The following is a 17,010-nucleotide window of genomic DNA, read 5'->3' as shown; positions in this document are numbered from 1 at the left end:
CTGTAAGGCCGCATAGCATGGACGCCGTGCCTAACACCACCCCCTTCTCCCTGCTCGCCGAGCGCTGGCAGCCCTCCGCCGCCATGGTCAAGCGCGCCGCGTTCGCCGCGCTGGTGATGAGCGTGGTGATCGTCGTCACCGGCGGTGCCGTCCGCCTCACCGCCTCCGGCCTCGGCTGCACCACCTGGCCGCGCTGCACCGACGAGAGCCTGACCCCGACCGCCGAGATGGGCTTCCACGGCGTCGTGGAGTTCACCAACCGGATGCTCACCTACGTCCTGAGCGCCGCCGTCGGCTGGGCGATCGTCGCCGCCCGCTGCGCCCGGCCCCGCCGACGCGGCCTGACCAAGCTCGGCTGGGCCCAGTTCTGGCTGGTGATGAGCAACGCCGTGCTCGGCGGCATCACCGTGCTGACCGGCCTCAACCCGTACACGGTGGCGCTGCACCTGATCGCCGCGATGGCCCTGGTCTGGGTCGCGACCCTGATGTGGGAGCGGTCCAAGGAGGGCGACGGCCCGGCCCGACCGCTGGTGGCCGAGCCGATCAAGCGGCTCTCCTACGCCCTGGTCGGCGTGATCGGCCTGCTGGTGGCCGCCGGCACCCTGGTCACCGGCGCCGGCCACCACCCCGGCACGCCCAAGGACAACAAGATGGTCCCGCGGATCCCGCTGGACTACGACCGCCTCGCCCAGGCCCACGCCGACCTGGCCTTCCTCTCGATCGGCCTCTCGATCGCGGTGATCTTCGTGTTCGCCGCCGTCAAGGCCCCGCCGGCCGCCCGCGCCCGCGCCCGCGAGCTGGTGGTCGGCCTGCTGCTCCAGGGCGTGATCGGCTTCGTCCAGTACTTCACCGACGTCCCGGAGCTGCTGGTCGGCCTGCACATGCTGGGCGCCACCCTGATCTGGATCGCCGCCCTGCGCATCCCGCTCGCCCTGCGCGCCCGCGAGGACATCCCGGCCCCCGCCGACACCCCCGCACCCCGCACCCCCCGGCCCGCGGCCGTCTGACCCCCGGCACCCCGCGCGCGCACGCCGAAGGGCCCCGGTCTCCGCGACCGGGGCCCTTCGGCGTGCGGTGGGGCGGAATGTCAGCCGCCGATCTGGATCCCGGCCATCCGCTTCCACTCGTAGGCACCGGTGCGGACCTTCAGGCCCAGCTCGCCCTCGAAGCTCTCGTGCAGGGTGACCCCGGCCAGTTCGGCGGCCCGGCGGCCGACCGCGTAGCTGGGCGCGACCTGGTCGCCCCAGGCGCCGTCGGCACCGACCACGACGATCCGGGTGGCGACCGCGCCGACATACTCGACGACGCCGTCGGCGCTGCCGCCGTGCGCCGCGGCGAAGGCGGTCAGGTTCTTGGCGATGCGCTTGGCACGGCGCTCGGCGCGGGCGTCCGGCGCGGCGGGGGTGGCGGTCTCTGCGCTGCTCATGCCCGCATGCTACCGAGCGGTAGCAGAGCTGGCGACGGGAGCGCCGTGTGCACCGGGCCACATACTGGTGAGGTGACCTTCGACGGCTGGCCGGCCGAGGCGCTCGACTTCTACGAGCACCTCGAGGCCGACAACTCCAAGACCTTCTGGCAGTCCCACAAGGACCGGTACGAGCAGACCGTGCGGGAGCCGATGGAACAGCTGCTGGCCGAGCTCGAACCCGAGTTCGGGCCGGGCAGGATCTTCCGGCCCAACCGCGACGTACGGTTCAGCGCCGACAAGTCCCCGTACAAGACGCACATCGGCGCCCACCTGGCGGCCGGCGGCTACGTCCAGCTCTCCGCCGACGGTCTGGCCTGCGGCAACGGGCTGTACCGGCTCGCCCCCGACCAGCTGGACCGCTACCGGACCGCGGTCGCCGAGGACGTCTCCGGCGCCGAGCTGGAGCGGGTGGCCGACCGGGTCCGCCGGGCCGGCCCCGAGGTGGTCGGCCGGGACTCCCTGAAGTCCGCCCCCCGCGGCTACCCCAAGGACCACCCCCGGATCGACCTGCTCCGCCACAAGGGGCTGATCGCCTGGCAGGAGTGGGCCCCCGAGCCCTGGCTGGGCACCCGCGCCGCGTACGAGCGGATCACCGGGTTCCTGCGCGCCTCGCAGCCGCTCAAGGACTGGCTGGACGGCCACGTCGGTCCCTCCGAGCTCCCCGCCCGGTAGCCCCGCCGCACGCCGCCACGAACGCGGAGAACGCGAAGGGCCCCGGTCGAATCGACCGGGGCCCTTCGTTCACGTCGCCGTCGTCGTCACTTCACGAACGGGTCCACCGCGATCACCACGAACAGCAGCGTCAGATAGGTGATCGACCAGTGGAAGAGCCGCATCTCCTTCAGCTTGGCGCCGACCACGCCGGACTTCGCCCGGCCGTACAGCGCGTGCGCCTCCTTCAGCCAGAACGCGCCCAGCACCACCGCGGCGGCCGGGTACAGCCAGCTGGTGTCGGCCAGCGGCCACAGCAGCAGCGAGACCGCCACCATCACCCAGGAGTAGGCGACGATCTGCTTGGCCACGGCCAGGTTGCCCTTGATCACCGGCAGCATCGGCACCCCGGCCCGGGCGTAGTCCTCACGGACCTTCATCGACAGCGGCCAGTAGTGCGGCGGCGTCCAGAAGAAGATCACCAGGAACAGCACCAGCGCCGACCAGGAGAGCGAGCCGGTGATCGCCGCCCAGCCGACGAAGACCGGCATGCAGCCGGCGATCCCGCCCCAGACGATGTTCTGCGCGGTGCGGCGCTTCAGCCCCAGCGTGTAGACGAACACATAGAAGAGGAGTGCGCCGAGCGCCAGCGCCGAGGACAGCCAGTTGACCAGGACGCCCAGCCAGACCGTCGACAGGACGCCGAGCGCGATGCCGAACACCAGCGCCTCGCGCGGCGACACCATGCCGGTGACGATCGGCCGGCGCTCGGTGCGGGTCATCACCGCGTCGATGTCGCGGTCGATGTACATGTTGAGGGCGTTGGCGCCGCCCGCCGAGAGGTACCCGCCGATGACCACCTTCAGCACCAGCAGCAGGTTCGGCACCCCGCGCTCCGCCAGGAACATCACCGGCACCGTGGTGATCAGCAGCAGCTCGATGATCCGCGGTTTGGTCAGTGCGACGAAGGCGCCGACACGGGCCCCGAACGGCCGGTGCGCAGGCGTCGCCCCGGTGACCCCGGCGGGACGGGATTCGACGGCGGTCACTAACACCCCAACTGAAGATGAATCCTCACAGGCGGCCACCGGAACGTTGTTCCCGAATCGTCCGCTCTGCGCGTACCACGCCACCTTAGACGCTCCATATCTCCCCACCGGCCCCGGGGTGCCCCGGCGGGGCGGAACGCACACCCCCGGGTGAACCCCCGCTGTCCCGACCTGGAACGTTGTCCGCGACGCCGCCGCCGGGCCGGTCGGGAGCGCCGGTCCCCCGTCCCGCGCGCCGGAGAGGCGAACCGGACGGATCCGGGCGAGGGTGGACAAAGGGACCGGACCCCCGGTCGCACGGTCGTCCACGAAATGTCCGGGGAATGACCGTCAACATGCCTGGGTTGTCCCACCACGGAGGGTGAGCCCCGGGCCGGACGGTAGGCTCGCCCACAGAAGCGGGATCTACCCTCCGTGACCGGCACCACCCAGCGTCCGGCCCCAGCGACGTGGCCGACCCGGTCCCTCACGGGGTCACTCTTCACAATGGAAGGAGCCCTGAGACAGGGTGAGCACGACGCCGAATGCATTCGAGTGGTCGGACCTCGACGACCGGACCGTCGACACGGCCCGCGTCCTGGCAATGGACGCGGTTCAGAAGGTCGGCAACGGGCACCCGGGGACGGCCATGTCGCTGGCCCCCGCCGCCTACCTGATCTTCCAGCGCTTCCTGCGCCACGACCCGACGGACCCGGCCTGGGCCGGCCGTGACCGGTTCGTCCTCTCCCCCGGGCACACCAGCCTGACCCTCTACACCCAGCTCTACTTCTCCGGCTACGGCCTGGAGCTCGACGACCTGAAGGCGTTCCGGGTCGCCGGCAGCCGCACTCCCGGTCACCCCGAGCACGGCCACACCGCCGGCGTCGAGACCACCACCGGCCCGCTCGGCCAGGGCATCGCCAACGCCGTGGGCATGGCGATGGCGGCCCGCTTCGAACGCGGCCTGTTCGACCCGGAGGCCCCGGCCGGCGAGTCGCCGTTCGACCACACCGTCTGGGCCATCGTCTCCGACGGCGACCTGGAGGAGGGCATCTCCGCCGAGGCGTCCTCGCTGGCCGGCCACCAGAAGCTCGGCAACCTGGTCGCGCTCTACGACGACAACCACATCTCGATCGAGGGCGACACCGAGACGGCCTTCTCCGAGGACGTCCTCAAGCGGTACGAGGCGTACGGCTGGCACGTCCAGCGCGTCGCGCCGAAGTCCAACGGCGACATCGACGTCGCCGCGCTCGCCGAGGCCCTGACCGCCGCCAAGGCCGAGACCTCCCGCCCGTCGATGATCGCTATGCGCACGATCATCGCCTGGCCGGCCCCGGACGCCCAGAACACCGCCAAGGCCCACGGCTCCGCGCTCGGCGCCGCCGAGATCGCCGCCACCAAGAAGGTGCTCGGCTTCGACCCGGAGAAGACCTTCGAGGTCTCCGACCACGTCATCGAGCACGCCCGACTGGTCGTCAAGCGCGGCAAGGCCGTCCGCGGCGAGTGGGAGAAGTCCTTCGACGCCTGGCGCGCCGCCAACCCGCAGCGCGCCGCCGAGTTCGAGCGGATCACGGCCGGCGAGCTGCCCGAGGGCTGGAAGAAGGCCGTCCCGGTCTTCGAGGCCGGCAAGGCCGTCGCCACCCGCAAGGCCAGCGGCGAGACCCTGAAGGCCCTCGGCGCGGTGATCCCGGAGCTGTGGGGCGGCTCGGCCGACCTCGCCGAGTCCAACCTCACCACCATCGACGAGGACAGCTCGTTCCTCCCCGAGGGCAACCCGCTGAAGTCGGCCAGCCCCTACGGCCGGACCATCCACTTCGGCATCCGCGAGCACGCCATGGGCTCCACCATGAACGGCATCGCGCTGCACGGGCGGACCCGCGTCTTCGGCGGCACCTTCCTGGTCTTCGCCGACTACATGCGCCCGGCCGTCCGCCTGGCCGCCCTGATGAAGCTGCCGGTCACCTACGTGTGGACGCACGACTCCATCGGCCTCGGCGAGGACGGCCCGACCCACCAGCCGGTCGAGCACATGGCCTCGCTGCGCGCCATCCCGGGCCTGGCCATGGTCCGCCCGGCCGACGCCAACGAGACCGCCGTCGCCTGGCGCACGGTGCTGGAGCGCCAGACCACCCACCCCGGCCCGGTCGGCCTGGCCCTCACCCGGCAGAACGTCCCGACCTTCGACCGCACGGTGTACGGCTCCGCCGAGGGCACCGCCAAGGGCGGCTACATCCTGGCCGAGGCGTCCACCGGCACCCCGCAGGTGATCCTGCTGGGCACCGGCTCCGAGGTCCAGCTGGCCGTCAAGGCCCGCGAGGTCCTGGAGGCCGAGGGCATCGCCACCCGGGTCGTCTCGGTCCCGTCCTTCGAGTGGTTCCAGGAGCAGGACCAGGCGTACCGCGACAGCGTGCTGCCGCCGTCGGTCAAGGCCCGGGTCTCGGTCGAGGCCGGCATCGCCCAGGGCTGGCGCGAGCTGGTCGGCGACCACGGCCGGATCGTCTCGCTGGAGCACTTCGGCGCCTCCGCCGACTACCAGGTGCTGTTCGAGGAGTTCGGCATCACCGCCGAGCGCGTCGTCGCCGAGGCCCACAACGCCCTCCGCTCGCTCGAGGCCGTCAACCGCTAGCGGTACCCGGGCCGGGGCGCCGACCGCACACCGGCGCCCCGGCCCGCCCCACACACCCCACAGCAAAAGACGTAAGGACTGAAGCACCATGACCGACGCACTGAAGCGCCTCAGCGACGAAGGCGTGGCGATCTGGCTGGACGACCTCAGCCGCAAGCGGCTGAACAGCGGCAACCTCGCCGAGCTGGTGCAGCACAAGCACGTGGTGGGCGTGACCACCAACCCGACCATCTTCCAGAAGGCCATCGGCGGCGGCGACAGCTCCTACGACGGCCAGCTGAAGGACCTCGCCGTCCGCAAGGTCACCACGGACGAGGCCGTCCGCATGATCACCACCTCGGACGTCCGGGACGCCGCCGACGTGCTGCGCCCGGTCTACGACGCCTCCAACGGCCGCGACGGCCGGGTGTCGATCGAGGTCGACCCGCGCCTGGCCCACGAGACTGCCGCCACGGTGGCCGAGGCCAAGCAGCTGTGGTGGCTGGTCGACCGCCCGAACGTGTTCATCAAGATCCCCGCCACCCGGGCCGGTCTGCCCGCGATCGCCGAGGTCATCGGCAAGGGCATCAGCGTCAACGTCACGCTGATCTTCTCGCTGGACCGCTACAAGGCCGTCATGGACGCCTACCTGACCGGTCTGGAGGCCGCCAAGGCCAAGGGCCTGGACCTCTCCCAGATCGAGTCGGTCGCCTCCTTCTTCGTGTCCCGCGTGGACACCGAGATCGACAAGCGCCTGGAGAAGATCGGCGGCGACGCCAAGGACCTCCGCTCCAAGGCCGCGCTGGCCAACGCCCGCCTCGCCTACCAGGCGTACGAGGAGGTCTTCGGCAGCGTCGACGGCAAGAGCGCCGGCAGCGCCCGCTGGGCCGCCCTGGAGGCCGCCGGCGCCAAGCCGCAGCGCCCGCTCTGGGCCTCCACCGGCGTCAAGGACCCGGCCCTGCCGGACACCCTCTACGTCACCGAGCTGGTCGCCCCCGGCACCGTGAACACGATGCCCGAGGCCACCCTGGACGCCACCGACGACCACGGCGTGGTCAGCGGCGGAACCATCGTCCCCAACTACGCCGACGCCAAGGCCGTGATGGACGCCATCGCCGCCGCGGGCGTCGACTACGACGACGTCGTCCAGGTGCTGGAGGACGAGGGCGTCGAGAAGTTCGAGCAGTCGTGGAACGAGCTGCTCGACACCGTCACCGCCTCGCTCGCCTCCTTCGCCGACGAGAAGTGACCCCCCGCGTACGGCGCACGAAAGCGGAGCCCCTCACGTGAGCACTGATTTCCCCGAGTTGACCCCGGTGCAGGACGCGGACGACCTCCCGTCGGCACCCGTCAACCCGCTTCGCGACCCCTCGGACCGGCGGCTCCCGCGCATCGCGGGGCCGTCCGGCCTGGTCATCTTCGGGGTCACCGGCGACCTGTCCCGCAAGAAGCTCATGCCGGCCATCTACGACCTGGCCAACCGCGGCCTGCTGCCGCCGGGCTTCTCGCTCGTCGGCTTCGCCCGCCGCGAGTGGAAGGACGAGGACTTCGCGCAGGAGGTCCACGACGCGGTCAAGGAGCACGCCCGCACCCCCTTCCGCGAGGAGGTCTGGCAGCAGCTCGCCAAGGGCATGCGCTTCGTCCACGGAACCTTCGACGACGACGACGCCTTCGACAAGCTCCGCGAGACCATCGAGGAGCTGGACCAGGCGCAGGGCACCGGCGGCAACTTCGCCTTCTACCTGTCCGTGCCGCCGAAGTTCTTCCCGACCGTCGTCCAGCAGCTCAAGAAGCACGGGCTGGCCGACCCGCCCAAGGGCTCCTGGCGCCGCGCCGTGATCGAGAAGCCCTTCGGCCACGACCTGGAGTCCGCCCAGGAGCTGAACCGGATCGTCCACGAGGTCTTCCCCCGGGACGAGGTCTTCCGGATCGACCACTACCTGGGCAAGGAGACCGTCCAGAACATCCTGGCGCTCCGGTTCGCCAACCAGATGTTCGAGCCGATCTGGAACCGGTCGTACGTCGACCACGTGCAGATCACGATGGCCGAGGACATCGGCATCGGCGGCCGGGCCGGCTACTACGACGGCATCGGCTCCGCCCGTGACGTCATCCAGAACCACCTGCTCCAGCTGATGGCCCTCACCGCCATCGAGGAGCCGGCGTCCTTCCACCCGAAGGCGCTGGTGGCCGAGAAGCTCAAGGTGCTCAGCGCCGTCAAGCTCCCGGCCGACCTGGGCGACCACACCGTGCGCGCCCAGTACACGGCCGGCTGGCAGGGCGGCGAGGAGGTCGGCGGCTACCTCGACGAGGACGGCATCAACCCGGACTCCAAGACCGACACCTACGCGGCCATCAAGCTGGAGATCAACAACCGCCGCTGGGCCGGGGTGCCGTTCTACCTGCGCACCGGCAAGCGGCTGGGCCGCCGGGTCACCGAGATCGCGGTGGTCTTCCAGCGCGCCCCGTACCTGCCGTTCGACTCCTACGCGACCGAGGAGCTGGGGCAGAACGCCCTGGTCATCCGGGTGCAGCCGGACGAGGGCGTCACCGTGCGGTTCGGCTCCAAGGTGCCGGGCACCTCCTTCGAGGTCCGGGACGTCACGATGGACTTCGCCTACGGCGAGTCCTTCACCGAGTCCTCCCCGGAGGCGTACGAGCGGCTCATCCTCGATGTGCTGCTCGGCGACGCCAACCTCTTCCCGCGCCACCAGGAGGTCGAGCTCTCCTGGCAGATCCTCGACCCGATCGAGAAGTACTGGGACGCCCACGGCAAGCCCGCGGACTACGCGGCCGGCACCTGGGGCCCGGCCGAGGCGGACGAGATGCTCGCACGAGACGGCAGGAGCTGGCGCCGGCCATGAAGACCGACCTCACGGACACCACGTCCAGCAAGATCAACGCAGCGCTCATGGAGGCGCGCCGGGCCAGCGGCTCGACGGCCGCCGGCATGGTGCTCACCCTGGTGATCGTGACCGACGAGGGCAGCGCGTACGACGCCCTCCGGGCCGCCAACGACGCCTCCCGCGAGCACCCCTCGCGCACCCTCGCGGTCATCAAGCGCGCCGGGCGCTCGCCCCGGGCCCGCGCCGAGACCCGCCTGGACGCCGAGATCCTGGTCGGCTCCGACGCCGGCTCCGGCGAAACGGTCATCCTGCGCATGCACGGCGAACTCGCCGCGCACGCCCAGTCGGTCGTCCTGCCGCTGCTGCTGCCGGACGCCCCGGTCGTGGTCTGGTGGCCCGAGAACGCGCCGCTGCACCCGGCGCAGGACCCGCTCGGCGCGCTCGCCCAGCGCCGGATCACCGACGCGGTCACCGCCGAGTCCCCGGTCGGCCAGCTCGCCCAGCGGGCCCAGAGCTACACCCCGGGCGACACCGACCTGGCCTGGACCCGGATCACCGGCTGGCGCTCGATGCTGGCCGCCGCGCTGGACCAGCGGCCGTCCGAGATCACCTCCGCGGTGGTCGAGGGCGAGTCGTACAACCCCAGCGTGGAACTGCTCGGTCTGTGGCTGCACAACCGGCTGCACGTGCCGGTCGAGCGGGCCGTCACCAGCGGCCCGGGCATCACCGCGGTGCACCTGCGCACCACGGAGGGGGACATCACCCTGGACCGCCCGGACGGTCTGCTGGGCACGCTCTCCATGGCCGGCTCGCCGGACCGCCAGGTGGCGCTCAAGCGCCGCGAGACCTCGGAGCTGATCGCCGAGGAGCTGCGCCGGCTCGACCCGGACGACATCTACGCGGCGGCCGTGCGCACCCCGGTGGAGCGGCTCAAGGAGCGGGACACCGCCGAGGTGGCGACCGCCGCCGCGATCGCCGGCGGGGCCGTCGAGGAGGCCGTGGCCGAGGAGACGGCCGCCGCCACCGCCCCGGCCGCGGCGGCCGAGAGCGGGACCCGCAAGGCCGCCGGCAAGCGCGCCGCCAAGAAGGCGGGCGCATGACCGCGGCCACCCCGCAGCTGGTCGTCCACCGGGACAAGGAGCTGATGGCCCAGGCGGCCGCGGCCCGGCTGATCACCCGGATCGTGGACGCCCAGGCCACCCGCGGCACCGCCTCGGTGGTGCTCACCGGCGGACGCAACGGCAACGCCCTGCTGGCCGCGATCGCCGCCTCCCCGGCACGCGACGCGATCGACTGGGCGCGGCTGGACCTCTGGTGGGGCGACGAGCGGTTCCTGCCCTCCGGCGACCCGGAGCGCAACGCCGTCCAGGCCCGCGCCGAGCTGCTGGACGCCGTCCCGCTCGACCCGGCGCGGGTGCACGAGATGCCCGCCTCGGACGGCGTCGACGGCTCGGACGTGGACGCCGCGGCCGCCCGCTACGCGGAGGAGCTCGCCGGGGCGGCCGGTCCCGCCGACCGGCTCCGGGTGCCCGCCTTCGACGTGCTGCTGCTCGGCGTCGGACCGGACACCCACGTCGCCTCGCTGTTCCCGGAGCACCCCGGGGTGCGGGAGACCGAGCTGACGGTGGTCGGCGTGCGCGGCGCGCCGAAGCCCCCGCCGACCCGGGTCTCGCTCACCCTGCCGGCGATCCGGGCCGCCCGCGAGGTCTGGCTGCTGGCGGCCGGCGAGGACAAGGCGGACGCGGTCGCGCTGGCCCTGTCCGGCGCCGGCGAACTCCAGGCGCCCGCCTCCGGCGCGCACGGCACCGGCCGCACCCTGTGGCTGCTGGACCGCGCCGCCGCGGACCGGCTGCCGCCCCAGCTGTACCCCCCGGCCTCGGCCTGAGGCCCGGGAACACCGAAGGGCGCCACCCGTCACGGGTGGCGCCCTTCGGTGTTCCGCCTGCTCAGATCTCGCCGCGGAGCTTGGCCAGCGCCTCGGCGAGGATCGCCTCGCCGTCGGCGTCGGTGCGCCGCTCGCGGACGTAGGCCAGGTGCGTCTTGTACGGCTCGTTGCGGGACGGCGCGGGCGGGTTGTGCTCGTCCTGCCCGGCCGGGAAGCCGCAGCGCGGGCAGTCCCAGGTGTCCGGGATGACCGCCTCGGCCGCGAAGCTCGGCCGGGTCTCGTGCTTGTTGGCACACCAGAAGGAGATCCGGTTGCGGGGGGCGGATTCGCCGCGCTCCGCCTCACCCATCGGGCCGGCTCCGACCCTGCTGCCACGGATGGCGTTGCCACTTGCCACGGTCTGACTCCCTGCGTGCTGGTGCGCCGACGAGCCGCGATGCGCGTCGGTGGCGAAAGTCGTCCTAGTGTAAGCAGGAGTTAAGGATGCGCCACCACCGGCTCCGCCCCGGACCCTTCCAGGATAGGCCGCGGGGCGACGGGGCGTCAGAGGTATGTCAGCTCTTGTACTTGAGGACCATGCTGAGCACGAACAGCGAGGCGAACCAGCCCAGACCGACGACGATCGTGATGCGGTCCAGGTTGCGCTCGGCCACCGCCGAGCCACCGCCGGTGGACATCGCGCCACCGCCGAACATGTCCGACAGGCCGCCGCCCTTCCCCTTGTGCAGCAGCACCAGGAGGATCATCAGCAGGCTGAAGACGATCAGGGCAATAGAGAACCCGAGAACCACGACGGGACCAACTCTCTCGTATCTTCGGCGAAGGGGCCGGACCACGCCAGGTGGTCCGGCCCCAAAGCCTACGTTGCTGCGGCGGCGTTAGCCTACTGCCTGGTCACGGTACCGCACGATCTTGACGAACTCCTCGGCGTCCAGCGAGGCACCGCCGACCAGCCCGCCGTCGATGTCCGGCTTCGCCATCAGGCCGGCCGCGCTCGACGACTTGACCGAACCGCCGTACAGCACCCGGACCTTGTCCGCGAGCTCGGCGGAGTACAGCTCGGCGATCCGCGCGCGGATGGCGGCGCAGACCTCCTGGGCGTCCTCGGGGGTCGCCACCTCGCCGGTGCCGATCGCCCAGACCGGCTCGTAGGCGACCACGACGGACTCGGCCTGGTCGGCCGGGACGTCCTTCAGGCCGCCGTCGAGCTGGGCCAGGGTGTGCTCGACGTGGGTGCCGGCCTTGCGGATCTCCAGCGGCTCGCCGATGCACAGGATCGGGGTGATCCCGTTCCGGTAGGCGGCCTTCACCTTGGCGTTGACCAGCTCGTCGGTCTCGTTGTGGTACTCGCGGCGCTCCGAGTGCCCGATCACCGCGTAGGTGCACTTCAGCTTGGACAGCATCGGGCCGGAGATCTCGCCGGTGTAGGCGCCGCCGTCGTGCTGCGAGATGTCCTGCGAGCCGAACTTGATCTTCAGCTTGTCGCCGTCGACCAGGGTCTGCACCGAGCGCAGATCGGTGAACGGCACCAGGACGGCCACCTCGACCGACTCGTAGTCCTTGTCGGCCAGCGCGAAGGCCAGCTTCTGGGTGTGCTGGATGGCCTCGAGGTGGTTGAGGTTCATCTTCCAGTTGCCCGCCATCAGCGGGAGACGCTCAGTCATGCGTGATTCAGCCTTCCAGTGCGGCGAGACCGGGGAGGGTCTTGCCCTCCAGGTATTCGAGGCTCGCGCCACCGCCGGTCGAGATGTGCCCGAACTTCGTCTCGTCGAAGCCCAGGATGCGGACGGCCGCGGCGGAGTCGCCGCCGCCGACCACGGTGAAGCCGTCGCTGTCGATCAGGGCCTGGGTGACGGCGCGGGTGCCGTCGGCGAAGGCCGGGTGCTCGAAGACGCCCATCGGGCCGTTCCAGAACACCGTCTTCGCGTCGGCCAGCTTCTCCGCGAACAGCGCGCCGGAGGCGGGACCGATGTCCAGGCCCAGCGTGCCCGCCGGGATGGCGTCGGCGCCGACCACCGCGAAGTCCTCGACCGGAGCCTGCGACCTGACGTCCGGGAACGACGCGGAGACCGCGACGTCCACCGGCAGCACGAACTCGACGCCGCTCTCCTCGGCGCGCTTGAGGTACTCCAGCACGGTCGGGATCTGGTCCTCCTGCAGCAGCGAGTTGCCGACCTCGTGGCCCTTGGCCTTGAGGAAGGTGAACGCCATGCCGCCGCCGATCAGGATGCGGTCGGCCTTGCCGAGCAGGTTGTCGATCACACCGACCTTGTCGGAGACCTTGGAGCCGCCGAGCACCACCACGTACGGGCGCTCGACCTCCTCGGTGAGGCGCTGGAGGACGCCCACCTCGGTGGCGATCAGGTCGCCGACCGCGTGCGGCAGGCGGGCCGGCAGGTCGAACACCGAGGCGTGCTTGCGGTGCACGGCGCCGAAGCCGTCGCCGACGTAGAGGTCGGCGAGGCCGGCCAGCCGGTCGGCGAAGGCGCCGCGCTCGGCGTCGTCCTTACTGGTCTCACCGGCGTTGAAGCGCAGGTTCTCGAGCAGCGTGACCTCGCCGTCGGCCAGGGCGGCGACGGTGGCCTTCGCGCTCTCGCCCACGGTGTCGGTCGCGAACGCGACCGGCCTGCCGAGGACCTCGCCGAGGCGGACGGCCACCGGCGCGAGGGAGAACTGCGGGTCCGGCTCGCCCTTGGGGCGGCCGAGGTGGGAGGCGACGACGACCTTCGCACCGCGCTCGACGAGCTTGGCGATGGTCGGGGCGACGGCGCGGATCCGGCCGTCGTCGGTGATCGTGCCGCCGGACAGCGGGACGTTCAGGTCCGCGCGGACGAACACGCGCCGTCCCGCGACGTCCAGGTCTTCGATGGTCTTCACGGTCTTCGGTCTCCTGGCGAGATGGTGGAGCAGGCGACGGCACGACAGCGGGCCGTCAAAGGGGAGTTGAGGGTGCGCAGACGGAGGGCCCGGTCGGCTTCGCACATGCCTTCCGGGCCCTCCCCCCTACTTCACGTCAGCTCCCGCAGCGTCAGAGCCCGGCACCCACGAGGGTGGTCAGGTTGACGAGGCGGTTCGAGTAGCCCCACTCGTTGTCGTACCAGCCGAAGACCTTGACCTGGTTGCCCTGGACCATGGTCATCAGCGAGTCGAAGATCGTGGAGAACGGCGAGTTCACGATGTCGGAGGAGACGATCGGGTCCTCGGTGTACTGCAGGATGCCCTTGAGGGTGGTCTCGGAAGCCTTCTGGAAAGCCTCGTTGACCTCCGCGACGGTGACGTCGCGCTCCAGGGTGACGACCAGGTCGGTGATCGAGCCGGTCGGGACCGGGACGCGCAGCGAGGTGCCGTCCAGCTTGCCCTTGAGCTCGGGCAGGACCAGAGCGGTGGCCTTGGCGGCACCGGTCGAGGTCGGGATGATGTTGAGGGCCGCGGCGCGGGCGCGACGCAGGTCCTTGTGCGGGAAGTCCAGGGTGACCTGGTCGTTGGTGTACGCGTGCACCGTGGTCATCAGACCCTTGACGATGCCGAAGTTCTCGTTCAGCACCTTGGCCAGCGGCGCCACACAGTTGGTGGTGCAGGAGGCGTTGGAGATGACGGTGTGCTTGGCGCCGTCGTACTTCTCGTCGTTGACGCCCATGACGATGGTGATGTCCTCGTCGGTGGCGGGCGCCGAGATGATGACCTTCTTCGCGCCGGCCGTGACGTGCTTCTTCGCAGCCTCGGCCTTGGTGAAGATGCCGGTCGACTCGATGACGATGTCGACACCCAGCTCGCCCCAGGGGAGGTTGGCCGGGTCGCGCTCGGCGATGACCTTGAAGGTCGTGCCGTCGACGGTGATGCTGTCCGCGGTGTGGGACACCTCGCCCGGGAAGGTGCCCAGGATCGAGTCGTACTTGAGCAGGTGCGCCAGGGTCTTGGTGTCGGTCAGGTCATTGACGCCGACGATCTCGATGTCCGCGCCCTGGGACTTAACCGCACGGAAGAAGTTGCGGCCGATGCGGCCGAATCCGTTGATGCCTACCCGGATCGTCACGAACCGATCTCCTCGTTAGGTACGCCGGACGCTATGCCGACGGGGTGGAATTTTGGGATGTCCCCGACCGCCTATGACCCTACCCCTCCGAGGCCGCGCGGAGCACATCAGGCGACCGCGCAACCCCTGGCGTGGCGCGTGTTCCCACCGTTTTCGGGTCGTCCGGCCTTGCCCGTCCGGGCAGTTGGTCCCGACCCGGGCGAGGCGCCCGGCGGCCGCCCGTCCCAGCCCCCGGACACGACAGCGCCGGTGCCCGCGTTGGCGGGCACCGGCGCGTGGATCACCAGCGGGCGCGATCGTCAAGACCCCGGACGGACCGGATCGACGGGAGGCGTCAGCTGAGCGCCATCTCGTCGGTGAGGTTGGCCTCGGTGCTCGGGAGTCCGAGCTCGGAGGCGCGCTTGTCGGCCATCGCCAGCAGCCGGCGGATCCGGCCGGCCACCGCGTCCTTGGTCAGCGGGGGGTCGGCGAGCGCGCCCAGCTCCTCCAGCGACGCCTGCTTGTGCTGCATCCGCAGCTGGCCGGCGGCGGCAAGGTGCTCGGGCACCTCCTCGCCGAGGATCTCCAGCGCGCGGGCCACCCGGGCGCCGGCCGCCACCGCGGCCCGGGCCGAGCGGCGCAGGTTGGCGTCGTCGAAGTTGGCCAGCCGGTTGGCGGTGGCCCGCACCTCGCGCCGCATCCGGCGCTCCTCCCAGGCCAGCACCGACTCGTGCGCGCCGAGCCGGGTGAGCAGCGCGCCGATGGCGTCGCCGTCGCGGATCACCACCCGGTCCACGCCGCGCACCTCGCGGGCCTTGGCGGGGATGCCGAGCCGGCGGGCGGCGCCGACCAGGGCGAGGGCTGCCTCCGAACCGGGGCAGGTGATCTCCAGCGAGGACGAGCGGCCGGGCTCGGTGAGCGAGCCGTGGGCCAGGAAGGCGCCGCGCCAGGCCGCCTCGGCGTCGCAGGTGGCTCCGGAGACCACGGCCGGGGGCAGACCCCGGATCGGGCGGCCCCGGCCGTCCACGAGCCCGGTCTGGCGGGCGAGCAGTTCGCCGTCCTTGACCACCCGGACCACGTAGCGACTGCCGCGCCGCAGGCCGCCGGGGGCCATCACGACCAGGTCCGAGGAGTGTCCGAAGATCTCCAGCAGGTCCTTGCGCAGACGCCGGGCGGCGGCTCCGGTGTCGAGCTCCGCCTCGATCACGATGCGGCCGCTCACGATGTGCAGCCCGCCCGCGAAACGCAGGATCGCCGACACCTCCGCCTTGCGGCAGCAGGCCCGGGTGACCGGGAGCCGGCTGATTTCGTCCTTCACCGCTGGAGTCATCGCCATGGCCCGATCCTTCCATGTGTCCGGAAAATCCGGTCGTACGCGGCGGCCAAGAGCTCCGGGTCGTGTCGCGGCGTGCCGTCGGTGCGGGCGACCCGTCCGAGCACCAGTGCGGCGCCCATCCGCTCGGCGGCCTTCTCCAGTCCGGCCAGGTCGGCCTGGCCGAAGGCGCCGCCGGTGACGGCGCGCTCGTCCACCAGGATCGCATCCACCGCGAGGGCGGGGGCGTGGTCGGCGATGACGTCGAGGTGGCGCTGCGGGGTGAAGCCCTCGGTCTCGCCGGGCTGCGGGGCGAGGTTCAGGGTGAGCAGGCGGCGGGCACGGGTCTCCACCAGCGCCTTCACCAGCTCGGGCACCAGCAGGTGCGGCAGCACGCTGGTGAACCAGGATCCGGGGCCGAGCACGACCCAGTCCGCCTCCCGGACCGCGGCGACCGCCTCCGGCACGGCGGGCGGCTCGTCCGGGACGAGCCGGACGGACTGCACGGTGCCGGGAGTGACCGCCACGCTGGCCTGGCCGCGGACCGCGCCCAGCTCGGCGGGGAAGGCCGGGTCGTGCCCCCGGACTATCGCCTCGATGTCCAGCGGGACCGCCGACATCGGCAGCACCCGGCCCTGGACGTTGAGCAGCCGGCCGACCCAGTCCAGGGCCGCCACCGGGTCGCCGAGCTTCTCCCAGAGCGCGACGATCAGCAGGTTGCCGACCGCGTGGCCGCCCAGCTCGCCGGTGCCGGTGAAGCGCTGCTGGATCACCTCGGACCAGGTGCGGCCCCAGTCGTCGTCGCCGCACAGCGCGGCCAGCGCCTTGCGGAGATCGCCGGGGGGCAGGACCCCGAGCTCCTCGCGGAGCCGGCCGCTGGAGCCGCCGTCGTCGGCGACGGTCACCACCGCGGTGAGGTCGGTGGTGAGCCGGCGCAGCGCGGAGAGCGAGGCCGACAGGCCCTGGCCGCCGCCGAGCGCGGTGATCCGCGGGGCCTGACTGCTCCTGGGCGCCTGATGGGGACGGGCCGGGCCGGTGCGGGCCGCCCCGGTGCGGGACCGGCCGGTCAGGATCGACCTGACCGTGCTCCCGCTCCGGTCGGCGGTCTTGTTCTGCAGCTGCCGCCCGGGCACGTATCCCGTCACACCTACCTCGCGTTCCTCTTGCCGGGCCGCCGACCTCCGCCGGCGGCCCGGCAGGGGG

16 protein-coding genes are annotated in these 17,010 nt (G+C 71.8%); 7 read left to right on the top strand and 9 right to left on the bottom strand.

All coding sequences use genetic code 11. The annotated features are described in order from the left end of the window. Positions 1-17 precede the first annotated feature (17 nt). Positions 18-1,007, top strand: a complete 990-nt coding sequence (locus ACIQ9P_RS23385; RefSeq protein ID WP_402359293.1) for a heme A synthase — start codon at positions 18-20, stop codon at positions 1,005-1,007. Positions 1,008-1,087: 80 nt separating this feature from the next. Here ACIQ9P_RS23385 and ACIQ9P_RS23380 read toward each other — a convergent pair whose 3' ends face one another. Next, complete coding sequence (locus ACIQ9P_RS23380) at positions 1,088-1,426, bottom strand: hypothetical protein (RefSeq protein WP_402359290.1); 339 nt, start codon at positions 1,424-1,426, stop codon at positions 1,088-1,090. Between the two features lie 72 nt (positions 1,427-1,498). Between ACIQ9P_RS23380 and ACIQ9P_RS23375 the strand changes: the two genes are divergently transcribed. Continuing rightward, on the top strand, positions 1,499-2,140 hold the full coding sequence (locus ACIQ9P_RS23375; RefSeq protein ID WP_402359287.1) for a DUF2461 domain-containing protein: 642 nt from the start codon (positions 1,499-1,501) through the stop codon (positions 2,138-2,140). Positions 2,141-2,226: 86 nt separating this feature from the next. Here ACIQ9P_RS23375 and ACIQ9P_RS23370 read toward each other — a convergent pair whose 3' ends face one another. Then, a complete protein-coding gene (locus ACIQ9P_RS23370; protein WP_402359285.1) occupies positions 2,227-3,168 on the bottom strand; it encodes a heme o synthase in 942 nt (313 codons plus the stop codon). 508 nt (positions 3,169-3,676) lie between these two features. Between ACIQ9P_RS23370 and tkt the strand changes: the two genes are divergently transcribed. From tkt to pgl, 5 genes are all read left to right on the top strand, one after another. Further along, the gene (gene tkt / locus ACIQ9P_RS23365) at positions 3,677-5,773 is read left to right on the top strand and encodes a transketolase (RefSeq protein WP_402359282.1); all 2,097 of its coding nucleotides are present in this window, start codon (positions 3,677-3,679) and stop codon (positions 5,771-5,773) included. A gap of 88 nt (positions 5,774-5,861) precedes the next feature. Further along, entirely contained in the window at positions 5,862-7,001 is a 1,140-nt protein-coding gene (gene tal, locus ACIQ9P_RS23360; protein WP_402359279.1) for a transaldolase, read from the top strand. Positions 7,002-7,068: 67 nt separating this feature from the next. Beyond that, entirely contained in the window at positions 7,069-8,616 is a 1,548-nt protein-coding gene (gene zwf / locus ACIQ9P_RS23355) for a glucose-6-phosphate dehydrogenase (RefSeq protein ID WP_402359759.1), read from the top strand. Next, positions 8,613-9,698, top strand: coding sequence for a glucose-6-phosphate dehydrogenase assembly protein OpcA (gene opcA, locus ACIQ9P_RS23350; RefSeq protein ID WP_402359276.1), 1,086 nt, complete (start codon positions 8,613-8,615; stop codon positions 9,696-9,698). Before zwf ends, opcA begins: the two co-directional genes overlap by 4 nt. Next, complete coding sequence (pgl, locus tag ACIQ9P_RS23345; protein WP_402359272.1) at positions 9,695-10,483, top strand: 6-phosphogluconolactonase; 789 nt, start codon at positions 9,695-9,697, stop codon at positions 10,481-10,483. The genes opcA and pgl overlap by 4 nt, the downstream gene beginning before the upstream one ends. Positions 10,484-10,544: 61 nt before the next feature. On the opposite strand, the gene ACIQ9P_RS23340 is transcribed toward pgl, so the two are convergent. The 7 genes from ACIQ9P_RS23340 to yvcK form a co-directional block, all read right to left on the bottom strand. Continuing rightward, positions 10,545-10,832, bottom strand: a complete 288-nt coding sequence (locus ACIQ9P_RS23340) for an RNA polymerase-binding protein RbpA (RefSeq protein ID WP_030308030.1) — start codon at positions 10,830-10,832, stop codon at positions 10,545-10,547. A gap of 205 nt (positions 10,833-11,037) precedes the next feature. After that, positions 11,038-11,274, bottom strand: a complete 237-nt coding sequence (secG, locus tag ACIQ9P_RS23335; protein ID WP_030394965.1) for a preprotein translocase subunit SecG — start codon at positions 11,272-11,274, stop codon at positions 11,038-11,040. Positions 11,275-11,361: 87 nt separating this feature from the next. Beyond that, positions 11,362-12,147: a triose-phosphate isomerase gene (gene tpiA, locus ACIQ9P_RS23330; RefSeq protein ID WP_402359268.1), complete on the bottom strand. Its 786-nt coding sequence runs from the start codon at positions 12,145-12,147 to the stop codon at positions 11,362-11,364. A gap of 7 nt (positions 12,148-12,154) precedes the next feature. Further along, positions 12,155-13,360: a phosphoglycerate kinase gene (locus ACIQ9P_RS23325; RefSeq protein WP_402359265.1), complete on the bottom strand. Its 1,206-nt coding sequence runs from the start codon at positions 13,358-13,360 to the stop codon at positions 12,155-12,157. A 151-nt stretch (positions 13,361-13,511) separates the two neighbouring features. Beyond that, positions 13,512-14,516, bottom strand: a complete 1,005-nt coding sequence (gene gap / locus ACIQ9P_RS23320) for a type I glyceraldehyde-3-phosphate dehydrogenase (protein WP_030394968.1) — start codon at positions 14,514-14,516, stop codon at positions 13,512-13,514. A 334-nt stretch (positions 14,517-14,850) separates the two neighbouring features. Further along, positions 14,851-15,831, bottom strand: a complete 981-nt coding sequence (gene whiA / locus ACIQ9P_RS23315; protein WP_030394969.1) for a DNA-binding protein WhiA — start codon at positions 15,829-15,831, stop codon at positions 14,851-14,853. After that, on the bottom strand, positions 15,822-16,952 hold the full coding sequence (yvcK, locus tag ACIQ9P_RS23310; RefSeq protein WP_402359261.1) for a uridine diphosphate-N-acetylglucosamine-binding protein YvcK: 1,131 nt from the start codon (positions 16,950-16,952) through the stop codon (positions 15,822-15,824). Before yvcK ends, whiA begins: the two co-directional genes overlap by 10 nt. Positions 16,953-17,010 lie beyond the last annotated feature (58 nt).

The organism is Kitasatospora sp. NPDC094019, from assembly GCF_044764505.1.
Classification (GTDB): Bacteria; Actinomycetota; Actinomycetes; order Streptomycetales; family Streptomycetaceae; genus Kitasatospora.
The sequence above is the reverse complement of the archived record's forward strand: the minus strand, read 5'-3'. Positions and strand labels throughout refer to the sequence as shown.

Bases quoted from the DNA above. Each gene is read 5' to 3' on its own strand.
- ACIQ9P_RS23380 (WP_402359290.1), bottom strand. From the start codon at position 1,426: ATGAGCAGCGCAGAGACCGCCACCCCCGCCGCGCCGGACGCCCGCGCC.
- whiA (WP_030394969.1), bottom strand. From the start codon at position 15,831: ATGGCGATGACTCCAGCGGTGAAGGACGAAATCAGCCGGCTCCCGGTC.
- ACIQ9P_RS23340 (WP_030308030.1), bottom strand. From the start codon at position 10,832: ATGGGTGAGGCGGAGCGCGGCGAATCCGCCCCCCGCAACCGGATCTCC.
- ACIQ9P_RS23385 (WP_402359293.1), top strand. From the start codon at position 18: ATGGACGCCGTGCCTAACACCACCCCCTTCTCCCTGCTCGCCGAGCGC.
- tpiA (WP_402359268.1), bottom strand. From the start codon at position 12,147: ATGACTGAGCGTCTCCCGCTGATGGCGGGCAACTGGAAGATGAACCTC.
- pgl (WP_402359272.1), top strand. From the start codon at position 9,695: ATGACCGCGGCCACCCCGCAGCTGGTCGTCCACCGGGACAAGGAGCTG.
- opcA (WP_402359276.1), top strand. From the start codon at position 8,613: ATGAAGACCGACCTCACGGACACCACGTCCAGCAAGATCAACGCAGCG.
- tal (WP_402359279.1), top strand. From the start codon at position 5,862: ATGACCGACGCACTGAAGCGCCTCAGCGACGAAGGCGTGGCGATCTGG.